Below are 20,741 nucleotides of genomic sequence, written 5' to 3'. Positions count from 1 at the left end.
CCAGTCGAGCACGATCACGACAACAAAAAGCGCATAAGCGCGTACATGTAAGGTTTTTATCTCATCTATGAAATTTGCTGCAAATACTATCACTCAATGCCTGGCCCTCTCGCTAGGCGTTACCTCGGTTGCGATGGCACAAGACCGCTCTAGCGACGAGACAGCTGAACTCGACACTATGGTCATCGTCGGTCAACAAAATTCGTATCTCGACCCTAGCGTCAACACCGCGACCAAAACCGATGTGGATCCGTTGGAAACGCCGCATACGGTTAACATCATCAACCAACAATTTCTTCAAGATATCCGCGCCAATACGCTGGATGATGCCTATGGCTATACCACAGGGTTAAGCCGCTCTGGGGTAGACGCAGATAGCTTTACACTCCGAGGTATGCCCGCAGATTTAAATACCATTCAAGTGAATGGCCTGCCTGGATTAGCGTCTCGTTTCGGCTCTCCTACAACGGTGAACGTTGAGCGTGTTGAAATCCTCAAAGGCCCCGCTTCGATACTTTATGGGCAAATACAGCCGGGTGGGCTGGTCAACATCATTACTAAGAAACCGAAAGAGGTTGCTTCCGTTACGTACGACGTATCTGCAAGTAGTTACCTCACAGAGGTCAGTGGCGTTGGCGAGAATAATGGATTTACCGGTACGCTCGATGCGACAGGGCCACTTAACAGCAGCAAAACATGGTTGTATCGAATGATTGTGAGTGGTGAGCAGTCCGACTCGTATCGTCAAGACGTCGATCAGACCAACTATTATCTGTTCCCTAGTTTAACCTATCAACCGTCAACGGCCACAGCGCTGACCTTTGGCTTAGAGCTTCAGTCTGAGCAGCGTGTGGCAGACAACGGACTGGCTGTCCTCGATAACGACATCAAACAGATTGCTTCGCTGGATACCCATTATCAATCAGCGGATGACACAGACGAAGATAAGGGACTTGTGGCGTTCGCCACTTTTAATACCGCATTGACTCGCGCCTTTGATCTTACCCTTGATTGGCGCAGTGTGTGGCATGAAGACTCGCGTCATCTCTACGAGACACGTGATGTAAAAGACACGTCACAGTCGGTTACCGTGAGAGATAGAGATCAAGTCAATAAGCGTGAATATCATTTTATTGATGCGAGGAGCACAGGCAGTATTTGGCTTGGCGATATTGAGCATCAACTGCTGATTGGTACCAATATCGGCTTAGAAAAGCGCGATTTTTTGCGTGAAACCTACGCGACGAGCAGTGTAGACTTTTTCGAACCCATCGATATCACAGAGCGTGATGAGAGTGCGTATAACGTGGATCATCGCATTACCGACTACACCAACTACGGTGCTTATCTTCAAGATACTGTCTACCTTACTCCCGACTGGACGCTGATGGCGGGCGTGCGCTACATGCGCCAAGACGTAGACTTCGATTACATCAGTAAGTCAACTCAAGATACTCAATCCACGGATGCATGGGTCTCGCAAGCTGGCGTTGTTTATAAGCTAGCGGCTCGATCATCGCTCTACGCGAGTTATGGAGAGAGCTTTAATCCCAATAGTGTTGAAAAGAAAAGTGCCAGTGATGAGGCGTTTGATCCTGAAGAGGGACGTCAATACGAAATTGGTCTCAAAACCGACTTGATGGGATTGGGCAGCCAATGGACGCTGGCCTATTTTGACATTGAGAAATCGAACGTGGTTGAGAAAAACGACAACGGCGATTATGAATTGCTTGGTGAAGTACGTAGTACAGGGATTGAAACGGAACTGCTAATGCAGCCCGTGGACAACTGGCAAGTCAAGCTTGGTTATGCTTATGTTGATTCAAGAATTGCAGCGAATGCTGATGAGACGATAGAAGGAAATCGCACGCCGATGTCTGCCTACCATGACGCCTATGTTTGGACTAAATATAACTTCCCTTATCAGATTGCGGGCGGTGTCGTGGGAACCACACTCGGCGCGAATTATGAAGGTGCGCGATACACTAGCGAAGATCCGAGCTCGAGAGTGGAGTTGCCTGCTTATGTCACCGTGGATCTCGGTGTTCAATATGAGATGACGGATTACCGAGTATCGCTCAATCTCGCCAACGTATTTGATGAAACGTACTACGTTGGAGGCACGGATAGCCATCGTATTTACGCAGGTGATCCTCGCGAAGTGACACTGAGCTTAACGGGTCAATTCTGATGCGATTGGCCAATATAATGGGTGTGCTGCTTGTACTGTGTGTGAGCACAGTACAAGCAAATATCAGAGGCACCAATGAAGCGGCGTACCCGCAGCGGATTGTTGCATTGGAGTATTCTTTTGTGGATGCACTGGCGGTGGTGGGAATATCCCCCGTTGGGATTGCCGATGATCATGATCCAGAGCGAATTATTCCTCAAGTAAGAGAACGTATTCAGCCTTGGACATCGGTTGGAATACGGTCTCAACCCAATCTAGAGGTGATTGCCCAATTGAAACCGGATTTGATCATCGCGGATGCGCACCGTCATCGAGTCAGTTTGGATGATCTCAATGCCATTGCCCCGACCTTACTGTTAAAAAGTCGTGGTGAAAGTTACCAAGATAGTTTGAACTCGGCGTTGACCATTGGGCAGGCTGTTGGTAAAGCATCGGAGATGCAAGCAAGGATCGCTCAACATCGCGCGTTCATTGAGGCCCATCGAGGGCGTTTTCAAGGGCAAGGTAACGTACAGTTCGCTAACGTGAATGATCGAGGGATGTGGTTACACGGCCCTCAGTCCTACACCGGTAGCTTGTTGGCTGAGCTCGGGTTACAACCCGCAATGCCTGAACTGACCGAGAGCCATCTCGTCGAGGCAAATTTTGAGTTGTTGTTGAAAGTCAATCCAGATTGGTTGTTTTTCAGTAAACGCTCGACAACAACGCTACTTGATCAATGGCAAGACAATCCGCTCTATAGGTTGCTGAATATTAGCGGCAATCAGCAGGCTATCGAGGTTTCTCCGCAGGTGTGGTCGCTTAATCGAGGCATCTTAGCAGCTGAAGCTATCGTCCGTGATCTTGAGAAGGCGATGGCAAAATCACCACAGGATTGAGCCTCGCTGTAGGTTGATTGAGTGTCAGCGACGTATACTGGTCGCTGACACTTTATGATGAGAACCGCTTATGGCGCCGCACCGATTTCATTCACTTGAGCATTGGTTTCCTAACCAAACTGTAATCCCTCTTTGGCCAGAGTGTGAGGCCCCTAACTCGCTCACTCCCACTTTTGTTGAACGTAGTACTGAACCGAGCAAACCCGATAGAGCGCTATCAGAGGTGACATCGCCCGAGCTATTGGTCTTTAAGCCCGACACGCCTAATGGTATTGGCATACTGATTCTCCCCGGGGGAGGCTACGAGAGGTTAGCTTTTGACAGTGAAGGGGCCGATACCGCTCGCTGGTTAGTACAGCATGGTTACACGGCGTTTTTACTCTCTTATCGTTTGCCACATGGCGCGCACACGGAAGGGCGTATGGCGCCACTGGTCGATGTGCAAAAAGCGATGTCGTTGATTCGAAGCATACGGCTTAATAGGCCACTAGAGCATCTGGGTGTAATGGGGTTCTCTGCGGGTGGCCATCTAGCGGGGTTATACACTAATGAATGCGCAGTGAGCAAACTAAGGGCAGATGACGCCGCGTTGACTGCTCCCGACTTCTGCGTATTACTTTATCCCGTGATCACTATGCACTCCGAGATGACTCATTTGGGCTCAAAGGCCGCGCTACTTGGTGAAGACCCAAGTGAGCAAGATGTAACGAATGCTTCACTTGAAGAGAGAGTCACGGCCGCTCATCCTCCCTGTTTTCTCCTCCATTGCAGCGATGATGACTCAGTGCCTGTCAACAACAGCCTTCACTATTGGCAAGCACTACGGCATCAGGGTGTCGCTGTTGAGATGCACCTTTTTGAGCGCGGAGGGCATGGTTTTGGACTGCATGGAGCAAAAGAGCATCCGGTCTCTTGCTGGCCAACGTTGCTGCACAACTGGTTGTTGCAGCACGCCAAGTAAGTCTTCGCCGTTCATCACCAATGTAGGCTAAGGTTCCTTGTCTTGATGTTTGACTCATTGGCTGAAACAATGGTTTGCATAACAAACAGCGCATGCGTCTACAAAGCCGCTTTGCGCGCGTCAAGGAGTGAATTGTGAAGTATGACGTTGCTATCGTCGGGGCCGGGTCTATGGGCATGGCCGCTGGTTATTTTCTAGCGAAAAAAGGACAGAAAGTCATTTTGTTGGATGCCGGGGATCCTCCCCACCACAATGCGAGTCATCATGGTGAAACCCGAATAATTCGTCACGCCTATGGTGAAGGAGAGGCTTATGTACCTCTCGCGCTTAGAGCGCAAGCCTTGTGGCAGCAGTTGGAGCAAGAATCTAATCAGTCGTTATTTCTTAACACCGGCGTTCTGAATATGGGAGAGCGGGAATCTCCATTTATTCAAACCCTTATTGCCAGTGCCGTTAAGTACCAGTTACCTCTCGATATTCTTGATGCCTCGCAAGTAAGTGAACGCTTCCCCGGCATTAGCTTACCAGACAACTATATCGGCTGTTTCGAATCCACATCGGGCGTATTGCGCTGTGAAGCGTGTATTCGCGCCTATCGGACCCTAGCCATTGGGCACGGTGCTGAGCTACTGACTTACCACGGCGTTGATAGTATTGACATCCATGAGTCAGGCGCAACACTCACCTCTGGAGAGACAGTGATCTCTGCTGACCGGTTGATTGTTTCAGCTGGCGCTTGGTCAGCAGAGATACTTCGCCAACTCAATTTGACCTTGCCGATGCAACCGACCAGAAAAACCTTCGCTTGGTTTGAAGCTGAGGAGACAAAGTATGGGCAAGACCATTTTCCAGCGTTTTCTTTTGATTCACCAGAAGGCATCTATTACGGTTTCCCGAGTATTGACCAAGCGGGCCTCAAAGTTGGGCGTCATGATGGTGGGCGAGCGCAAGACCCTAACTTGGACATAGAGCCTTATGACAGTGTGCATGATAGCCATGATTTGGAGCGTTTCTTAGCCGCAGTGATGCCAGATGTTGGCAATTTAATGTACGGAAAAACATGTATGTACAGTATGACAGAAGACGAGAATTTCATCGTCGACAGGCACCCTCAGCATTCTCATGTACTGATTGCGGCGGGCTTTTCTGGTCACGGGTTCAAATTTGCGAGCGTGATAGGGGAGATGTTAAGCGAGCTTGCCTCCAATGGGCAGACGCAATACGATATATCCATGTTTTCCCTTAAACGATTCTCGGCATAAAACGCATCAGGTATCTATCGGCTGCGATGCGGAGCATTACGCTCACCGCGGCAATGGCTCGGGTGAGCGGTGGTGTTTATGGGATCAACACAAACTTACCAAGATGGCGTTTGCGTAAGAACTCCGTCTGTGCGTTGGCAATTTCTTTAAGAGGAAACGTCTTCGCGACCAAAGGTTGAATTTCATTTCGCTCAATGTAACCAATTAAGTTTGCGAAGACGGGTTCATCCCATGCTGTCGTGCCTATCAGTGTGATGTCCTTGAGGTAGAGCTTACGCAAATCTATGTTGACGATAGGTCCTGCAATTGCGCCTGAGGTAGCGATTCTGCCGCCACGTTTGAGCAGCGCTAAATGTTGACCAAATTTGTCGCCGGCGACGTTATCAATCACAACATCAACGCTGTTTTCACCAAGAATGCTTGGTAAGTCTGCGTTTCGGTCGTAGACCTGAGAAACCTTCAGTGCTCGGATGGCAGAATGATTAGCTTTTGAAGCGACCGCGATGACTTTAGCACCACGACGTACTGCTAATTGAACAGCGGCTGAACCTACGCCGCCAGAGGCTCCTATCACAAGCACGGTATCAGAGCGCGAAACTTGGGCACGATGCAGCATATTCTCCGCAGTACCATATGCGCAGGGAATGCTCGCCAGTTCGACGTCACTCCAACTGGATTGAACCGTAAAGACTTCAGTGGCAGGTACTTTGACGTACTGAGCGAAAGCGCCATCAAAATCCGAGGCCATCCAGATGTTGTCTAGGCTGTCAAAACCGTGTTTGCGGATGCAGGGACGAACCAAAACGCGCTGGTTGAGCAGTGATTGATTCGTTACATCGAAGGCGTCGACTACAATCCCACATGCATCCGTCCCTTGGATTAATGGAAAAGGTGTGGCGTCGCTCCAACCTCCATCAGACAGTGAGCTAAATTGCTCCTGGTTCGCCATGTCGTCCGTTGAGCCAGTCACGTCTTGTGAATACCAACCCATACGAGTGTTGATTTCTGTATTGTTTACGCCGGCGGCAAGCACTTTGACCAGTACCTCGCCGGGTTGAAGTGTCGGCATCGGTATATCTTTGTACTCCAATTTGTCCAAACCACCTTGAGCGGTAGTGACGATGGCTTTCATGGTTTTCTCTGGCTCCATAGGTCGCTCCCCTGTTTTTTCTTGCAATGCGATCGATACTTGATATTGTGTGTATAGTGATCACTATACTTTCATCTTGGAGTGTCAATGTCAAAAAGAGACGATGTGCTGAACGCCGCCGAGCAATTGTTTTATCAAGAAGGCTTTCATCGAACTGGCGTTGCCAAGATTGCCCAACACGCGAATACCACTCAGCGTACCTTGTATAAACATTTCCCGAGCAAAGAGGCGTTGATCCTCGCGATTATGAAGGAAAGGGAAGCACGCTATTGGGCCTGCTTGAAAGAAGTGGAGCAGCAAACGGAGTATTCCTTTAAGGCCTTAGTCCCTTTTCTCGCGTTACGCCATTGGCACAAGCAGCAAGATCACGGTGGTTGTTTTTACCTACATGCTCTGGCTGAGTATCAAGGGAAACATGATGACATCGTAGATTATGTCCGCGATTATAAGCGCCGCCTTAGCGAGGATTTTGACACTAGACTCCAGCAAGATGGCGTATCACGACCTCACCTTTCGGCCTTATTGATGCTCATTTATGAAGGGATCACCGCTTCTTCTGCGTTGGAGTTGCCATCTCACACCTGGGATCAAACCGTCGACCATGTCTTGCAACTCTTGAACGATGCTCGTTAATGGGGCCACCATGAAATTTGAGAAATATTCCGCCTACCTATTACTTTTGACCACTATGCTTGCCGCTTTAGGATGGATTTTTTCCAAAGAGACAGTGCGCGGCCTTCCTGCATTTGCTTTTATCAGTAGTCGCTTTATCTTGGCGTCCCTGTTTTTGATGCCGTTTTGCTACAAAGCATGGAAGCAGACAGCGTTAGTGGCCTGCGGGAAATCCGCTGGCGTTGGGGTGTTATTGGGTTCGGCACTGTTGTGCTGGATTCACGCGATTGACATCAGTCATGCGCTGGGTCAAGGGGCTTTTATCATGAGTCTCTCCATGCTCTTGGTCCCGCTGACAGCTTGGGTACTGTTTCGCACACGTCCCGAGCGGTGGTTCTGGTTCGCACTTCCGTTTGCAGTGTTGGGTCTTGCGTTATTGGCGCACGATCCTAGTGAGTCTTGGCAGTTGTCACAGGGTCAAATGTGGTTTGGTTGTGCAGCCCTCATGTTGGCCCTTCACTTTAACGTTAACAGTCGAATTGCACGTGAAGTACCAACGTTGCTTCTGACGACCTTGCAGCTTTTTGTCACGGGAGTGATGGCCGGGATTGCCAGTGCTTGGTTCGAGGTTTGGCCAGATACCGTCGATGCGGATATTTGGGCGTGGTTCACAGCGAGCACATTATTAGCGACCAGCCTTCGATACTTAATGCAGACAACGGCCCAAAAGTACATGGCGACGGCGAGTGCCGCATTCATCATGATTTTGGAGCCTGTGTGGACTGTGGCGTTAAGTGTCAGCGTGTACGGAGAGAGGCTGACTTTCTCCAACCAAATTGGCTGTGGAATGATTCTACTGGCGCTAATGGTGTATCGCGCGCCGATGCTTTGGAGAAAATGAGCAACACAAGCGACGTATTGGTGCTAAAGCACTTAACAATGTTTGAGTCGCTATAAGTCCCTTAAGAGAGAAAATGTGGTTGGCGAAGCATGTTGTTTTACTCATCTTGATATTTTTCAAGTTTGTTGTAGAGCGTTTTGACACTGATACCGAGTTTGTTTGCCGACTCAGTTTTATTGCCCTCAGTTTCTTCAAGCGTATTCAAGATAGCGGCTTTCTCTAGCGTTTCCAGTGCAACGCCTGCGGGGACGAGGTTTTCGATGGGGGACCCTGTTTCTAGTGGAGGCGCATCAAACACTAGGTGCTCTTCACCAATAACGTCGTCGGCTAGTATGAAAGCGCGCTCTATGGTATGTTTTAGCTCTCTCACATTACCAGGCCATTCGCTAGCGGCGATTTTATCAAGCGCACTGTCAAGAATGGTTTTTACTTGGTTTTCATTTGCATTGCGGTGAGCAATGAAATGCTTCGCTAGGCCGACAATATCATTCCCACGTTCTCTAAGTGGTGGGACGTAAATGGGGAAATGAGAAAGCCTAAAATAGAGATCTTCGCGAAAGAGTTGCTGCTCGATGGCTTCTTTAGGATCACGGTTTGTGGCGGCAATGACACGCACATTCGCGATGTGAACTTTGCTGTCTCCAACGGGACGATACTCTCCTGTTTCAAGGACGCGCAATAACTTAACCTGATGCTCAATCGGCATTTCAGTCACTTCATCAAGAAACAAAGTACCGCCTTGTGCTTGCTTAAATACACCATCATGCGGTTTATTTGCGCCAGTAAACGCCCCTTTTACATGCCCAAATAACTCACTGTCGACGAGTTCTGGGCTAATTGCTCCGCAGTTAATGGCAATATACGGTTGCTGCTTCCTCTTGCTCGCAAGGTGAATAGTTTGAGCGACCAGCTCCTTACCAGAGCCGCTTTCGCCAACGATAAGGACATTCGCTTCGGTTCGAGCGACGCGACGCAGTGTCCTGTACAGTTCGTGCATTTGCGAAGAGGAGCCGAGCAACAGACCAAATTGGTCTAAGTCGCTGGTGGTAATGGCTTCGCCCTTTGTTTGACTTTGCTGATAGAACTGGCTGATCTCACGCAAAGTTTCATTTAGGACGGACACATCAACCGGTTTTCTATAATGGAAAACGGCGCCTAGATGAGGGAGGGCATCGATGTTGTCATGCGGATCGCCTGAGCTAATCAAAATGAGCTCCATCGAGTCGAACAGATCTCGAGTACGAAGACGTTGGTAGTCGTCGTGGTTAAGCTGCGTGACTTCAATCAATGCAACATCGGGCTGTTTATCTTCGAGTAGTGTAATCCAATCGTCTGCGTGAGAGCAGAGGGTGACATTAAAATTCGACAGCTCAGTACTGGAATGAATCATGTCGCTTAATTGGGGATCAGACAACTGGATAAGCAGAGTGGGTAGCGACATAAACGTTGTCCTTTTTACTTTGATAGAGTCAATGTACGCGCATTATTGTATAGGCACAAGGAATGTGAATGTCATCATTCATTCAAATACACGAAAATAACCGAACCAGAAACAATATGAGTTGAGTTCAACGACTTGTGCAGTAAACAATCGCTGGTGAAAGTGAACACTAAAATATTACATGTGCGGTGTGTAAATAATTCAAAACCTTTCGACTTATGAAAGATGGTATTGTTAGGAAAATAATTTAAATCGTTAATATTCATATGGTTACGTTTTTGGCGTGAGGTTTGCAACGTGACATTGGCAAAAGTGAACACTCATTAGCAACGTCAACTATGGAGAGTAACAATGAATAAGTTAGCCACAGCGATCGCTTTAACGACATTGATTTCCGTTCCAACAGCCGTATATGCGGAAAATAATTGGCAAGAAGAGGCAAAAGATGCTTGGTTGGATGGGAAGGCAGAAACAACGTTACTTCTAAATAGCAACCTCAATTCGTTTGATATCAACACGGATGTCAATGAAGGTGTGGTGACGCTCACAGGTTCTGTTAACAATGATTTGGAAAAGGCCCTCGCACAAGAGCTTATTTCTGGTCTAGATGGCGTCAAATCGGTAGAAAATAAGCTCACAGTTTCTGAGATGTCTGCCGAAGCTACTTCAGAGACACTTGAAGCGATGACAGACACAAAAATCACCGCAATTGTCAAAACCCGCTTATTGTTGGATACCAACGTCAGTGGCAGTGCTATAGAAGTTACCACGCAAGAGCAAGCAGTGACGCTCGCCGGACAAGTGAGTTCTGACGCCGAACACGATCTGGCTATCTTGATTGCCAGCAACACCAATGATGTGACACGCGTTATCGACAAGCTAGAAATTGTTCAATAGAAACGTCATCGCATTCAAATCCCGCACGTTAATGCAATACGTTCCAATAAGGAGTTTGTGATGATTCGTTGGATATTTATTTTCCTGCTGTTGGCGTTGGTTTCTGCACTCTTAGGGTTTACAGGCATTGCAGGTGCTGCAGCCACTATCGCACAACTTATTTTCTATTTGTTTGTTTTGTCTCTGATTGTTTCTTTGGTGATGTACTTTACAAGTAGACGTTAATAAAAATTGATAACTGATATAGGAAGGCGAAATATGAAAAACAATCACTCTATTATGAAATGGCTAATCCCACTGGGATTAATGTTTACCTTAGCGGCTTGCAGTGAAGAAGGCCCGATGGAAAAAGCCGGTGAAAAAATGGATGAGGCCGTACAAGATACTCAAAATGCCATTGAAGACAGCTGTGAGAATATTAAAGAAGAGCTGAAGGCTGAAGATGAAGATTGTTAATCTTTTTCTTAATTTTTAGTAAGCAAAAAGGGAGGGTTAACCTCCCTTTTTTAGTCTAGAATAAATTTATTTCCTTAGAGGGAACGCCCTTACCTATCTTATTATCTTCACCACATGAGAGATGAACTTAATTAGAGTTGGAGCTGCTTTTCTATTTCATCATTTTCCATCTGCATCGCGGCGACCCAATACGAAATTTGCAAGGTCAATGAACGATCCGTTATCTCTCGCAAATGAGTGCGAAGAGCTATGATCAGTTGGGTATTCGCATGATACATGTGCTGATAGTCATCAAACGATTGGTCATCTTTTGAGTGAGAACGTTGTGCGTGAGCAAGGCGTGACAATACCTGCTGAGACTTCTGTTTGAAAAGCAGCTTGGCGACTCTATTCATTAGCGCTTGCTCTACAACGACAAAGCGATGAGCACTTCTCGTTAATGCATTATTGGGCCGTTTTTTAAGCAGAGTTAGACTACGGGCATGATGATGGATAATAGAGGTCAGCATATTCTCTAGCGCATGGGTGGTTAACTTCATTGATACCTCTCATAATTCATCAATATTTTTCTCACATTAAAATTTTTAAAAACCATCTGTTTTATTGGTGCAGGTAATATGCCAGTACGAGCTATTTGTTTAGTGTTGTTCTTTACGTTGATATTTTATTTGTTCTCTATACACCATGAAAAATTTACCGATTTTATGGCTTAACAAAGAAAAAATTACATTAACATTCAACCATGAGAGCTTTTAAAGTCATCGTTTTATGAGATGTGGAAATAAATTTATGGGTGGCACGGTTCTCGCTTGTTCTACTTTGAACTCATTACTCATTGTTAGGAGATTTCCATGGCTACAGCAAAACAAACAACAGCGAAAGAAACAGCAGAGAAATCGAAAGAGCAGTTGGAAGAGGCGTACGAACTCGCAGAAAAAGCGGCGTTCGAAGCCGTTAATGCGATTAAGCAAGAAGCACAACAAAAGTGGGGTGAAAGCAGTCACCAAGCAGAGCAGGTCGCTCATTCAGCGGGCGATGTCATTAAGCAGAGGCCACTGTTGAGTATCGGCTGTGCGTTTTTAGCTGGTTGGGCAGTATCTAAATTGATCAAATAGCACTGAGACAAATACGGAACGATTGATGCGTGCAACAGGCACGTTGCGCGTTTGAATCCACCTGTTTAAACAGCATAACCAGTGAGTATCCGAATGACAAAAGACGAACAACACAGTGACAGTGCAGGTATCGACTCAGAGGTGGAGAAAGCGCAGTTGAGCGAGCCTCATCGATCACAGCCTCAGGAGATCTGGGACGACTTGGCTGGCATCGCAGCAGAATCAGAACGCTTGAGCGTCCTCATTCGCTCTTGGCTGCTGTCGAGCGCGAAGCTATTTCGGCTAGAAAGTCAATTGAATGCAAGAGCGTTGGGATCGGCGCTGCTATGCTCGATCCTATTTGTGCTGTTGTTGGTGCTTTTTATTTTTAGTCTTTCGGTTTCACTCGGCATCATCATTTATTGGTGGACATCCCAACTCCCGCTTGCGGTTTTGACTGCGCTATGTTCACTTGGTTTTAGCCTTATCTTGCTGATATGGCGACAAAATCAGTTACTGAGGCTTGTAGGCTATACACACACTAAACAGCAAATTAAGGAGGGGTGGGATGCGCTCACTCAAGCAGTTGAAAAAGGAAACCGAGCTCACTCGAGTGGAGAGTAAAGTGGCACTCAATCAGTGTTTACTGCATTACCGATTATGTTGGCACTTAACCGCTCGTTTCATTGATAGGTACCCTTGTTTTGCCTTTGGTGGAATGGCGCTTTGCGGTGCAGCTGTGGCACATCAAGCCAGTCTCAGTCCGTCACTTTCGAGGCACTTCAGTCGGCTCATTGTCCGGTCTGTGTTAACACGTATCGCGGGGAGTAGATAGTTCGATGAAAAGTCGTATCACCGTTTCCATGAGTCTCGTGTTATCAGTACTGTTTGTCGTTGTCACAGTAGTGCCGGTTATGTACTTTGCCAAAGCGTTTTTAATGCCGCTGGTTGTCAGTAGTTTTATTGCGCTGATGTGTAGTCCTTTCATCAACTACGTCGAATCCAAGGGGATACCTAGAACCTTAGTCGTTGTTCTCGTGCTGTCTTGCTTAGTGGGCGTGTCGTTGGTAGGTTTTTCGGCTATGTCAGAGCCCGTCAAGCAGTGGTGGTCACAACTGCCTGATATCGTAAAAAGTGTCACTCAGGAAGTGAGCGAAGTGGCCAAGACGACAGAACAACAAACCGGAGAGTCGCTATCGATAGCCGGTGATATGGATGACATGGGTGACAGTACGCTTTTTTCGTTGCTGAAAAGCTTAGCAACGGCAACGCCCGCCATCGTTATTAACGCGATGATGGTGCTGTTTATGGTGTATTTTATGCTCAATCACGGTCGTGGTTTATATAGGCAAATGGTACATTGTCTGGATAGTTTTTCGCAGCAAAAACAAGTCGTGGGGTTAGTTAAAGCGTTGCAAAGCGATCTCTCGCGTTATGTCAGTACCATCACTTTGGTCAACGTAGGGTTGGGTGTCGCGGTGGGCTTAGTGTTCTGGATATTAGGGATGACTGACCCCTTTCTTTGGGGGGCATTGGCAGGCATGCTGAATTTTGCCCCTTATGTCGGACCGCTCATTTCAGCCTTAAGTTTTACTCTTGTGGGCTACTTGCAGTTTGATTCCTTGAGCTTAGTGTTGGCGGCGACCTCGCTTTATTTAGTGTTGAACTTAGTTGAGAGCCAATTCGTCACGCCGACGCTGCTCGGCCGACGATTCAATTTAAATCCACTGGTTATCTTCGTATGGTTATCCTTCTGGGGATGGCTCTGGGGGGGGATCGGATTTTTGGTTGCAGTCCCTTTGCTCGTCAGTGTCAACTTGTTGAGAGAGCGTGTCCAATTGGTCGACTGGCCAACACTGAGCCGAGGAGGTGAGCATGAATGAATATGTGGATGAGCTCGATTTGGGTCTGGGAAAGCGTCACCTTGTTGTTCAAAGGCGTTATGACGCCCTCGGGGCAGTCAACGATTTACTCATAGCGATTTGGTTTTTGGTCGGTAGTATTTTTTTCTTAAACGATGCACTTATGTTGGGTGGTACTTGGTTATTTATTGTCGGTAGTGCCCAGTTGCTTATTAAACCGGCTATCAAGCTAACTAACCTTGTGCATGTCAGTCACATCCAGCGCGAATGATGCCTACAAACATTGCTCCGTTCACAGTCATCTTTTTATCCATGAAGTCCGTATATATGAAAATTTGTCGTCGATTCGTTAATCGGTCACATTTCTCATTTATTTATGGTAAGTGTTTGATGATATTGGGCAACCTAACGTATTGACAACTATAATAAGTCTGTTGTGGTCAGGGATGGCACGCAGCGAAAAATGACGTCGAGAGACTGGTTGAACCGTTGATGGAGTACGGAATGAAAGAAAAAGAGATCGAATTGCTGCTAAGCAAAATGAGCCATATTTTCGATATGAGTCGAGATGGTTCATGGTTTATGGGTAGGGATAGAGTGATTCGACACTACAACCAGCACTTTTATAGTCAGTTTGATCTGCCCTCCGATGAGGTTACTTTGGAACAGTGGTTGTCATTGGTTCATCCTATCGACAAAGCACTGTTGAGTGAACGTGTGGACGAGCATGAGCAAGGCGACTCTCGTGAAATGGTCACCGAGTACCGCGTGAAAACAAAGAGCAACGGGTACATTTGGCTTGAGGCAACGGGCGTCATTGTTGCCGATGAGGGAGGCAGTTACATGGTCGGCTCTCACCGTGATATCAGTGAACAAAAGTTGCTAAGAGAGTATTTCTATCGTGTCGCCTATCACGATGGGGACACAGGGTTGTACAACAGACTCAAATGGATCGAAGATATCGAACATAATGAGGATAGTGCTGTGCTTATCACTGTGTCTGTGGATAATTTCAAAGATTACGATCGACTTTGGGGTGGCAGCTTCGCGAAAGAAGTCGTTGCGCGGTTAGTCAAATGGGTAAACGAACAACAAAGTGACTACGAAATCTATCGAGTTTCCGAAACCCAATTTGTATTAAGAACGCTATCTGGATTATCTGTTGAGGCATTGACTCTGGCGTTGAAATCATTGCTTGAAGCGTTCAATGACGAGATCTATGTCGATGAGCATCTGCTGACCGATGATGTTGCAGTCGGCGGTTTGTATGAATGCGATTTGGATCGCGATAGCCCATTAAGTCTTCTTTATCAGATTACCGATTATGCGTCTGATAATGGCGGGATCACCGTCTATCAAGGGGATGTGAAAAATGCTATTGACCGCTGGTTTGTTATCAAAGATTCGATTCGATCGGCGATAGAAAATGAAGACATCACCATCGCTGTGCAACCGATTTTTGACAGTGTAACGAATCAAGTCATCAGTTATGAGGCTCTCGCCAGGTGGACACATCATGACTTAGGTTATGTGTCGCCGGTTGAATTTATTCCACTCGCCGAGCAGCGTGGTCTCATTTCTGCATTGGGAAAGCTAGTCTTTAGTAAAGCGTGTGAGTTTGTGCGTCGTTGCCCCATTGATAGTGATAACCGACCTAAGGTCAATATTAATGTGTCGGTGATTCAATTGAGAGATCCAGACTTCGTGACCGATATCGTGTCGATTGCAAATCAATACAAGGTGCCGACTTCGAGGATCGTATTGGAGTTGACGGAGTCTCACATTCTCGATAGTAGTACGGTGTGTCATGACCAAATCTCAAAAGCTAAACAGGCGGGATTTGAGATATCTCTGGATGATTTTGGCGCAGGTTACAGCTCAATCATAAGCTTATTTCGACAACCACTGAATCAAATTAAACTCGATAAAAGCTTAGTTGAAGATTGTCAGCACGATGCGTCCTGCCGAAACTTGGTGACTTATCTGGTTCAGCTATGCAAAGACAAAGGAATGAGCCTTGTCTCTGAGGGGATTGAAAGTGCGGATATGCAAGCTTTTATGCAAGAGCTAGGCGCTTCTCATCTGCAAGGTTTTGGATTGGGTAGGCCTAAACCGATCGAGGCGTACCTACACGAAGAGTCGATTGAAGAATTGGATCAGAGTGTCGAGTGATAGGACACCTCAGTGCAGAGGCTAAAGCTAGGCTATCTCACATCGTTATCACATTTGTTTGTCGACAGGTGGGCGTTGTAACCCACCTAGCGACACCTCAGAGTATGCTTCCACTCTGAGAGGTGATCAATGTGCTCAGGTCCAATCCCACAACAGCCACCAATGACGCTCGCGCCACGTTTCGCCCACACTTTGGCGAGCTCTAAGTACTCTTGCGGTGAAAAGTGTCGCATTTCTTGGAGTGTACCGTTGGCTTGGTGCCCCGATAGAATAGGAGAAAAGCTATTGGCATAAACCCCTAGCGTCATCGTAGCATTGAGGGCGTTGATGACCGAAGTCGTGTCGATAAGTGCTTGTTCGATCACTTCGGGAATCGAACAGTTAAAAAACAGACCATCTGCTTGGCGGCTTAGCATTAAAGTCACCGCCTCTTTTACCGATTCACCCGAACGAAGTTTTGCTTCTTCAGTGACTTCATCGATAAGCGTAAAAGCAAAGTGGACGGGCTTGTCGCTGATACTCATTGCCTTTGCTATCACGCGCGCTTCTTCCAAACTTGAAATCGTCTCGACCAGCCAGAGATCAACATAAGGCGCTTGAGCGTGATACAACGCGTGAGTCAAAGCGCCGGCTCTCTCGGCGTCGAACAATTCAGGCCGATATGAGCCAAAGAAAGGCGGAATAGCACCTGCGACAAGAACGTCGCGTTTGCTTTCGTCAGCGGCTTGTCGAGCGAGCTTTGCTGCTAACTTGGCCAGCTCGGGCCCTCGTTCTGAAAACAAGGTTTCACCCAGGTGAAACGGTACGCACGCGTAGCTATTTACTGTGATGATTTCAGCGCCTGCATCGATGAAGCTTTCGTGGGCTTGTTTCACGTAATGAGGCGCCTCAATTAGGGCTTGAGCACTCCAAAGTGGTTGAGAAAAAGGAGCGCCAATTCGCTTGAGCTCTCTTCCCATTCCTCCGTCAAGAATCGTCAATGTTGTCATTTTTAGCCATCTATACTTCTAACTTTTCTAAGTCCCAATGTAGATCACTTTTTCTTTAGAGTAAAACCCAGCCTTATTCAATTTCATCATGAGCTATGTACAGAAGATGCGCTCAAGTCATTTGGTCGAAGTCACAGATCAACGTTGGCGCCTGGCGTCTAAACATTTTGTTGAATAGTGATTTGTGCTGCCACCCAAGATTTAATAGCCGTTTTGCTAGGCTCTGGTTTTGTATGGTGGCCACCTCAACACCTCGATATTGGTAAGGGTGGCTTTGAATGTAGCGAATAAACCGCTTTAACACACCTTGACCACGAACATAGGGGGCAAAATTTACCGAAACAATGGAGAGTCTCTGGCTGCCGAGCGGGCAGTGAACCAAGCAATGTCCATGTTCATGACTTATGGTGGCGGAAAACTCGGGAAATGGACTCGTTTGATGAAGTTCTGAGAGCGAGTCGTACTCTTGGCAAAGGTGTTGAAGTAAGTGCTGGGCGTGAGGATCCATAGTTAGCCTCAAAACTAGGTGCTTTGGGTTGCGATGCTTCAGCCGCTATTTTAAAGGTTAATGTAGGAAGAAAAACGGAAAAGAATGGCGAGGTTAATTGCCGCATTTTCTATATCAGCAGAAATGTGCGCTGGTTTTGTGATTCAGAACCAGCGCTAATAATGGAATGCGGGTTATTTGGCGAACTTTTTAAAAGGCGCGTCGATCGGTGTATCAGCAAGGTGATTGGTGTAGTTACTCATCACTTTTTGTGCAAGTCCAAGTACGATTTCCAATAGCTGCTGCTGACCATAACCGGCTGCGAAGAACTGCTCAATCTGCGCATCGTCAATCACGCCTCGCTGACGCACCATCTGCAGCGTTGTTTCGCGAAGTGTCTCAAGTTTTTGGTCCGCCAGTGGCGTTCGGTTAACCAGCGCATCGACGATCTCTTGGTCCACTTTCATTGACGTTGCAATAGCGCTATGAGCCGGTACACAGTAGTGACAGCCATGCTCGACGTTGATGGTTTGCCAAACGACTGTCAATTCTTCTGCGTTGAATGAGGTGCTTTGAAACAGACCATGTAATACCTGATACCCCTCCAGCAGTGCTGGAGATTCAGCCATCACAGCATGAAGGTTGGGTAGCATCCCAAATGCTTTTACTGAGTTTTCGATTAGAGGCTTGGACTCTTTTGGCGCGTTTTCTGCGGTGTATAGTTTAAATTCTGCCATGTTTCATCTCCTGGTAGTGATGCTGATTAAGTTCGACAGAGTCAGCATAGTTGATTTTGAGCGATCGCTCAATATAAAATTGAGCACATGTTCAAAAATGGTGGTTAATCATGGCGAATACAAAAAAATTTCAACGTGAGGAAGTCGTGAAGGTCGCATCCGATCTATTCTGGAAGAAAGGCTTTCATGCGACGTCTACCCGAGATTTACAAGAGAATGTGAACCTTCGCCCTGGTAGCATCTATGCGGCATTTGGATCAAAAGAAGGGTTGTACTGTGAAGCATTAAAAATGTACGTCACTAACCTTCAGGGTCAATTTGAGTCTCACTTAGCGCAACATTCTACGGTTTTGTCCGCGCTAGAAGCGTTTGTTTTAGATGTGGTGATCACGCAGCGCCATACAAATCCCAGTGCCATTTGTATGTTAGTTAAATCGGCCAGTGAGTTTGATGAAGGATTTGATACGCTTCGCTCGCAAACGCAGGGCTTAGCGAATCAATTCGAAGCTTTTCTTGTCACATTGTTCGAACAAGCGATTGCCAACGGTGAGGTAGAAGAGCAAGACCCACTGCACCTTGCACAATGGTTCCAGATCCAGTTCACAGGTCTTAGAGCGTACTCACGTCGCAGTGACGACGATACGTTAAAGGAATTGATCGCAACCATGATGAACGGTTTTCGGCGTGAATGGCCACACAAATAGCTGATTACACGTTTTTCTAAGATTAAACAGGAGTTTTTATGATAGTGATAACAGGAGCGAGCAGCGGTTTAGGTGCGTCATTGGCAAAGCGCTATGCGTTGCAGGGAGAGCGCGTTCTCATTACTGGCCGGAGCAAGCAAAAACTCGAAAGCGTATTGGATGGCATACCGACCACATCAGCCTGTTATGCTTGCGACCTCACTGATCATTTTGAGACAGAGTCGCTGTTTTCAAATATAAAGACGCCGCCTCATACCATTATTCATTGTGCTGGTTCTGGTTACTTTGGAGCGATTGATGATCAAGAGCCCAATAAAATCCGCACACTGATTGATAACAATCTGCACTCGGCGATCAATGTGCTACGAGAGGCCGTGCGTCGGTATCAAGATAAACCGGTGACAATTGTAATGGTGATGTCTACTGCAGCTCTTCAACCGAAAGCCGGTGAATCCACCTATTGTGCGGCAAAGTGGGCAGTGAAAGGTTTGATTGAATCGGTCAGGCTGGAGTTAAAAAGCAAGCCGATGAAGGTGGTCGCTGTCTATCCTGGCGGGATGGATACTGAGTTTTGGCCGACAAGTGGGAAATCGCTAGATACTCATTCGTTCATGCATCCGGACGAGGTAGCAGAGATGATACATAGTGCCTTGCAACAGGTAGGCAATGGATATGTATCAGATATCACGGTTAATCGGATCTAGAGTTAGGAACACCGGCTCACATTAATCTGCTAAACTCTTCGTCCCTTACCTGACTAGGAATCGCTGACAATGAGCCAAGAGCAACCCAATAACCCGTTACATGGTTTAACCCTTGAGAAAATACTTGTACGTTTACAAGAGCACTATGGCTGGGAGGGGTTGGATGCAGAGATTCCAATTAACTGTTTCTATAACAATCCTTCCATAAAATCGTCGCTGAAGTTCTTACGCCGAACTCAATGGGCAAGAGACAAAGTGGAAGCGCTCTATATTGAAACCTTCTGCCAATGAACAAATAAGCTCGTAAAGCTATAGGCTACTCCAACGTTATGCTTGAGAGAGATTGACGCAAGATACGGTTTGAGTGGCTGATGCAGTACTTGAGATACATCAAGTCGACTTTCCAAAATTTGCAGTATCTTGATATGGCACTGGTTGATTATGGAGTAAGCGATGAAAATGTTCAGAATCGAGACTTACACGAACGAAGTGAAAGAAAGTACGGTGAGTGTTCCATTGGCGTTAGCAACGATTGCTATAAAACCGTTCTTAAGCCGCATCATGACCACACAGAAAGACGTGATCTTAGCCGCGTTAGAAGACAAAACTTTTTCAGGTGTGATTTTGGAGCTGGATGATCATGCATCGGGTGAACGAGTGATCTTTTCTGTAAGTTGAGCAAGCCGTAGTTTACTTATGGAATTTGACCATTGGCTTCAAGAAACAGTCATTGATGTTTCATCTCTTAGAATGTGCTGCATGGGTAACATGAGTACTATTTAAATACATGAAAGTGCTCGCAAACCCCCTCAACAATTAAAGCTATTTGGGGTCGCTGTAGTATGTTTCTTGTTCAGTTTTGGCTTGACAGGAACAACTATGACTACAAGAAACATATTCGCCTGTTTTTTATTGGGTGCTTTGTTATTAGGGTGCAAAACGACCCTTATCGATCAGTCTTTTACGGCTGATACGAGATGGCAAACGACGACGTTAGACAACGGACTCGTTCTACATGTCAAAGAAGTACCGGGGGAAGCAGTATCGACACGCTTTTTGATTCGAACCGGTTCTAGAGATGAGGCAGATGACCAACAAGGATACGCGCACTTTCTTGAACATATGGCGTTTAACGGTACTGAGTCCTTTCCTAAAAATGAGACAGTCTCTCTATTCGGTGAAGAGGGACTGGCGTTCGGCCAGCACCTCAACGCTTTCACTACCCATACCCATACCGTCTATC

General features: G+C 46.8%; 25 protein-coding genes. 19 read left to right on the top strand and 6 right to left on the bottom strand.

Features of this window, described 5'->3' with window-relative positions; translation table 11 throughout:
* The first annotated feature begins 67 nt into the window (after positions 1–67).
* The 4 genes from AC6R10_RS09020 (at position 68) to solA (ending at position 5,292) form a co-directional block, all read left to right on the top strand.
* Positions 68–2,191: a TonB-dependent siderophore receptor gene (locus AC6R10_RS09020; RefSeq protein WP_500672044.1), complete on the top strand. Its 2,124-nt coding sequence runs from the start codon at positions 68–70 to the stop codon at positions 2,189–2,191.
* A gap of 17 nt (positions 2,192–2,208) precedes the next feature.
* Complete coding sequence (locus AC6R10_RS09015) at positions 2,209–3,069, top strand: Fe(3+) dicitrate ABC transporter substrate-binding protein (RefSeq protein ID WP_500672043.1); 861 nt, start codon at positions 2,209–2,211, stop codon at positions 3,067–3,069.
* Between the two features lie 70 nt (positions 3,070–3,139).
* Complete coding sequence (locus AC6R10_RS09010) at positions 3,140–4,030, top strand: alpha/beta hydrolase (RefSeq protein ID WP_500672042.1); 891 nt, start codon at positions 3,140–3,142, stop codon at positions 4,028–4,030.
* Between the two features lie 134 nt (positions 4,031–4,164).
* Entirely contained in the window at positions 4,165–5,292 is a 1,128-nt protein-coding gene (solA, locus tag AC6R10_RS09005; RefSeq protein ID WP_500672041.1) for an N-methyl-L-tryptophan oxidase, read from the top strand.
* Positions 5,293–5,368: 76 nt separating this feature from the next.
* Here solA and AC6R10_RS09000 read toward each other — a convergent pair whose 3' ends face one another.
* Positions 5,369–6,442: an alcohol dehydrogenase family protein gene (locus tag AC6R10_RS09000; RefSeq protein ID WP_500672040.1), complete on the bottom strand. Its 1,074-nt coding sequence runs from the start codon at positions 6,440–6,442 to the stop codon at positions 5,369–5,371.
* 87 nt (positions 6,443–6,529) lie between these two features.
* On the opposite strand from AC6R10_RS09000, the gene AC6R10_RS08995 reads away from it, so the two are divergent.
* Positions 6,530–7,075 (top strand): TetR/AcrR family transcriptional regulator, encoded by a 546-nt coding sequence (locus AC6R10_RS08995; RefSeq protein ID WP_500672039.1) that lies wholly within the window; start codon positions 6,530–6,532, stop codon positions 7,073–7,075.
* 10 nt (positions 7,076–7,085) lie between these two features.
* Positions 7,086–7,955, top strand: coding sequence for a DMT family transporter (locus AC6R10_RS08990; protein WP_500672038.1), 870 nt, complete (start codon positions 7,086–7,088; stop codon positions 7,953–7,955).
* Positions 7,956–8,052: 97 nt separating this feature from the next.
* Here AC6R10_RS08990 and AC6R10_RS08985 read toward each other — a convergent pair whose 3' ends face one another.
* A complete protein-coding gene (locus AC6R10_RS08985; RefSeq protein WP_500672037.1) occupies positions 8,053–9,396 on the bottom strand; it encodes a sigma-54 dependent transcriptional regulator in 1,344 nt (447 codons plus the stop codon).
* A 351-nt stretch (positions 9,397–9,747) separates the two neighbouring features.
* On the opposite strand from AC6R10_RS08985, the gene AC6R10_RS08980 reads away from it, so the two are divergent.
* The 3 genes from AC6R10_RS08980 to AC6R10_RS08970 are packed head-to-tail and all read left to right on the top strand — an operon-like array spanning position 9,748 to position 10,749.
* Positions 9,748–10,293, top strand: coding sequence for a BON domain-containing protein (locus AC6R10_RS08980; RefSeq protein ID WP_500672036.1), 546 nt, complete (start codon positions 9,748–9,750; stop codon positions 10,291–10,293).
* 60 nt (positions 10,294–10,353) lie between these two features.
* The gene (locus AC6R10_RS08975; protein ID WP_334552359.1) at positions 10,354–10,518 is read left to right on the top strand and encodes a DUF1328 family protein; all 165 of its coding nucleotides are present in this window, start codon (positions 10,354–10,356) and stop codon (positions 10,516–10,518) included.
* Positions 10,519–10,551: 33 nt separating this feature from the next.
* Entirely contained in the window at positions 10,552–10,749 is a 198-nt protein-coding gene (locus AC6R10_RS08970; RefSeq protein ID WP_487903792.1) for a hypothetical protein, read from the top strand.
* Between the two features lie 131 nt (positions 10,750–10,880).
* Here AC6R10_RS08970 and AC6R10_RS08965 read toward each other — a convergent pair whose 3' ends face one another.
* Positions 10,881–11,288, bottom strand: a complete 408-nt coding sequence (locus tag AC6R10_RS08965; RefSeq protein WP_500672035.1) for a hypothetical protein — start codon at positions 11,286–11,288, stop codon at positions 10,881–10,883.
* A 312-nt stretch (positions 11,289–11,600) separates the two neighbouring features.
* Between AC6R10_RS08965 and AC6R10_RS08960 the strand changes: the two genes are divergently transcribed.
* The 5 genes from AC6R10_RS08960 (at position 11,601) to AC6R10_RS08940 (ending at position 15,877) form a co-directional block, all read left to right on the top strand.
* Complete coding sequence (locus AC6R10_RS08960; RefSeq protein WP_487903790.1) at positions 11,601–11,864, top strand: hypothetical protein; 264 nt, start codon at positions 11,601–11,603, stop codon at positions 11,862–11,864.
* Positions 11,865–11,957: 93 nt separating this feature from the next.
* On the top strand, positions 11,958–12,467 hold the full coding sequence (locus AC6R10_RS08955; protein WP_500672034.1) for a hypothetical protein: 510 nt from the start codon (positions 11,958–11,960) through the stop codon (positions 12,465–12,467).
* A 215-nt stretch (positions 12,468–12,682) separates the two neighbouring features.
* Positions 12,683–13,726 carry an AI-2E family transporter gene (locus AC6R10_RS08950; RefSeq protein WP_500672033.1) on the top strand — a complete coding sequence of 348 codons (1,044 nt, stop codon included), beginning with the start codon at positions 12,683–12,685 and terminating at the stop codon, positions 13,724–13,726.
* Positions 13,719–13,976 (top strand): YrhK family protein, encoded by a 258-nt coding sequence (locus AC6R10_RS08945; protein ID WP_487903787.1) that lies wholly within the window; start codon positions 13,719–13,721, stop codon positions 13,974–13,976. Before AC6R10_RS08950 ends, AC6R10_RS08945 begins: the two co-directional genes overlap by 8 nt.
* A gap of 233 nt (positions 13,977–14,209) precedes the next feature.
* The gene (locus AC6R10_RS08940) at positions 14,210–15,877 is read left to right on the top strand and encodes an EAL domain-containing protein (RefSeq protein ID WP_500672032.1); all 1,668 of its coding nucleotides are present in this window, start codon (positions 14,210–14,212) and stop codon (positions 15,875–15,877) included.
* Positions 15,878–15,963: 86 nt separating this feature from the next.
* Here the strand turns inward: AC6R10_RS08940 and AC6R10_RS08935 are convergent, their stop codons facing one another.
* The 3 genes from AC6R10_RS08935 to AC6R10_RS08925 all read right to left on the bottom strand — a co-directional run bounded on the left by AC6R10_RS08935 (position 15,964) and on the right by AC6R10_RS08925 (position 18,090).
* Positions 15,964–16,866 (bottom strand): homocysteine S-methyltransferase family protein, encoded by a 903-nt coding sequence (locus AC6R10_RS08935; protein WP_500672031.1) that lies wholly within the window; start codon positions 16,864–16,866, stop codon positions 15,964–15,966.
* Positions 16,867–16,978: 112 nt separating this feature from the next.
* The gene (locus tag AC6R10_RS08930) at positions 16,979–17,374 is read right to left on the bottom strand and encodes a hypothetical protein (protein WP_487903783.1); all 396 of its coding nucleotides are present in this window, start codon (positions 17,372–17,374) and stop codon (positions 16,979–16,981) included.
* A 173-nt stretch (positions 17,375–17,547) separates the two neighbouring features.
* Positions 17,548–18,090, bottom strand: coding sequence for a carboxymuconolactone decarboxylase family protein (locus AC6R10_RS08925; protein ID WP_500672030.1), 543 nt, complete (start codon positions 18,088–18,090; stop codon positions 17,548–17,550).
* 110 nt (positions 18,091–18,200) lie between these two features.
* On the opposite strand from AC6R10_RS08925, the gene AC6R10_RS08920 reads away from it, so the two are divergent.
* The 5 genes from AC6R10_RS08920 to AC6R10_RS08900 form a co-directional block, all read left to right on the top strand.
* On the top strand, positions 18,201–18,794 hold the full coding sequence (locus AC6R10_RS08920) for a TetR/AcrR family transcriptional regulator (RefSeq protein ID WP_500672029.1): 594 nt from the start codon (positions 18,201–18,203) through the stop codon (positions 18,792–18,794).
* A gap of 38 nt (positions 18,795–18,832) precedes the next feature.
* Positions 18,833–19,498 carry an SDR family NAD(P)-dependent oxidoreductase gene (locus AC6R10_RS08915; RefSeq protein ID WP_487903780.1) on the top strand — a complete coding sequence of 222 codons (666 nt, stop codon included), beginning with the start codon at positions 18,833–18,835 and terminating at the stop codon, positions 19,496–19,498.
* 69 nt (positions 19,499–19,567) lie between these two features.
* On the top strand, positions 19,568–19,789 hold the full coding sequence (locus tag AC6R10_RS08910; protein WP_334552347.1) for a VF530 family protein: 222 nt from the start codon (positions 19,568–19,570) through the stop codon (positions 19,787–19,789).
* A gap of 162 nt (positions 19,790–19,951) precedes the next feature.
* The gene (locus tag AC6R10_RS08905; RefSeq protein ID WP_500628654.1) at positions 19,952–20,176 is read left to right on the top strand and encodes a hypothetical protein; all 225 of its coding nucleotides are present in this window, start codon (positions 19,952–19,954) and stop codon (positions 20,174–20,176) included.
* Positions 20,177–20,377: 201 nt separating this feature from the next.
* Positions 20,378–20,741, top strand: a 364-nt coding sequence (locus AC6R10_RS08900) for a M16 family metallopeptidase (RefSeq protein ID WP_500672028.1), incomplete at its 3' end; no start/stop codon positions are given.

The sequence above is a fragment of the Vibrio sp. R12-SG2-ISO1 genome (assembly GCF_059834045.1).
Note: the sequence above shows the minus strand (reverse complement) of the source record. Positions and strands in the feature narration are given on the sequence as shown.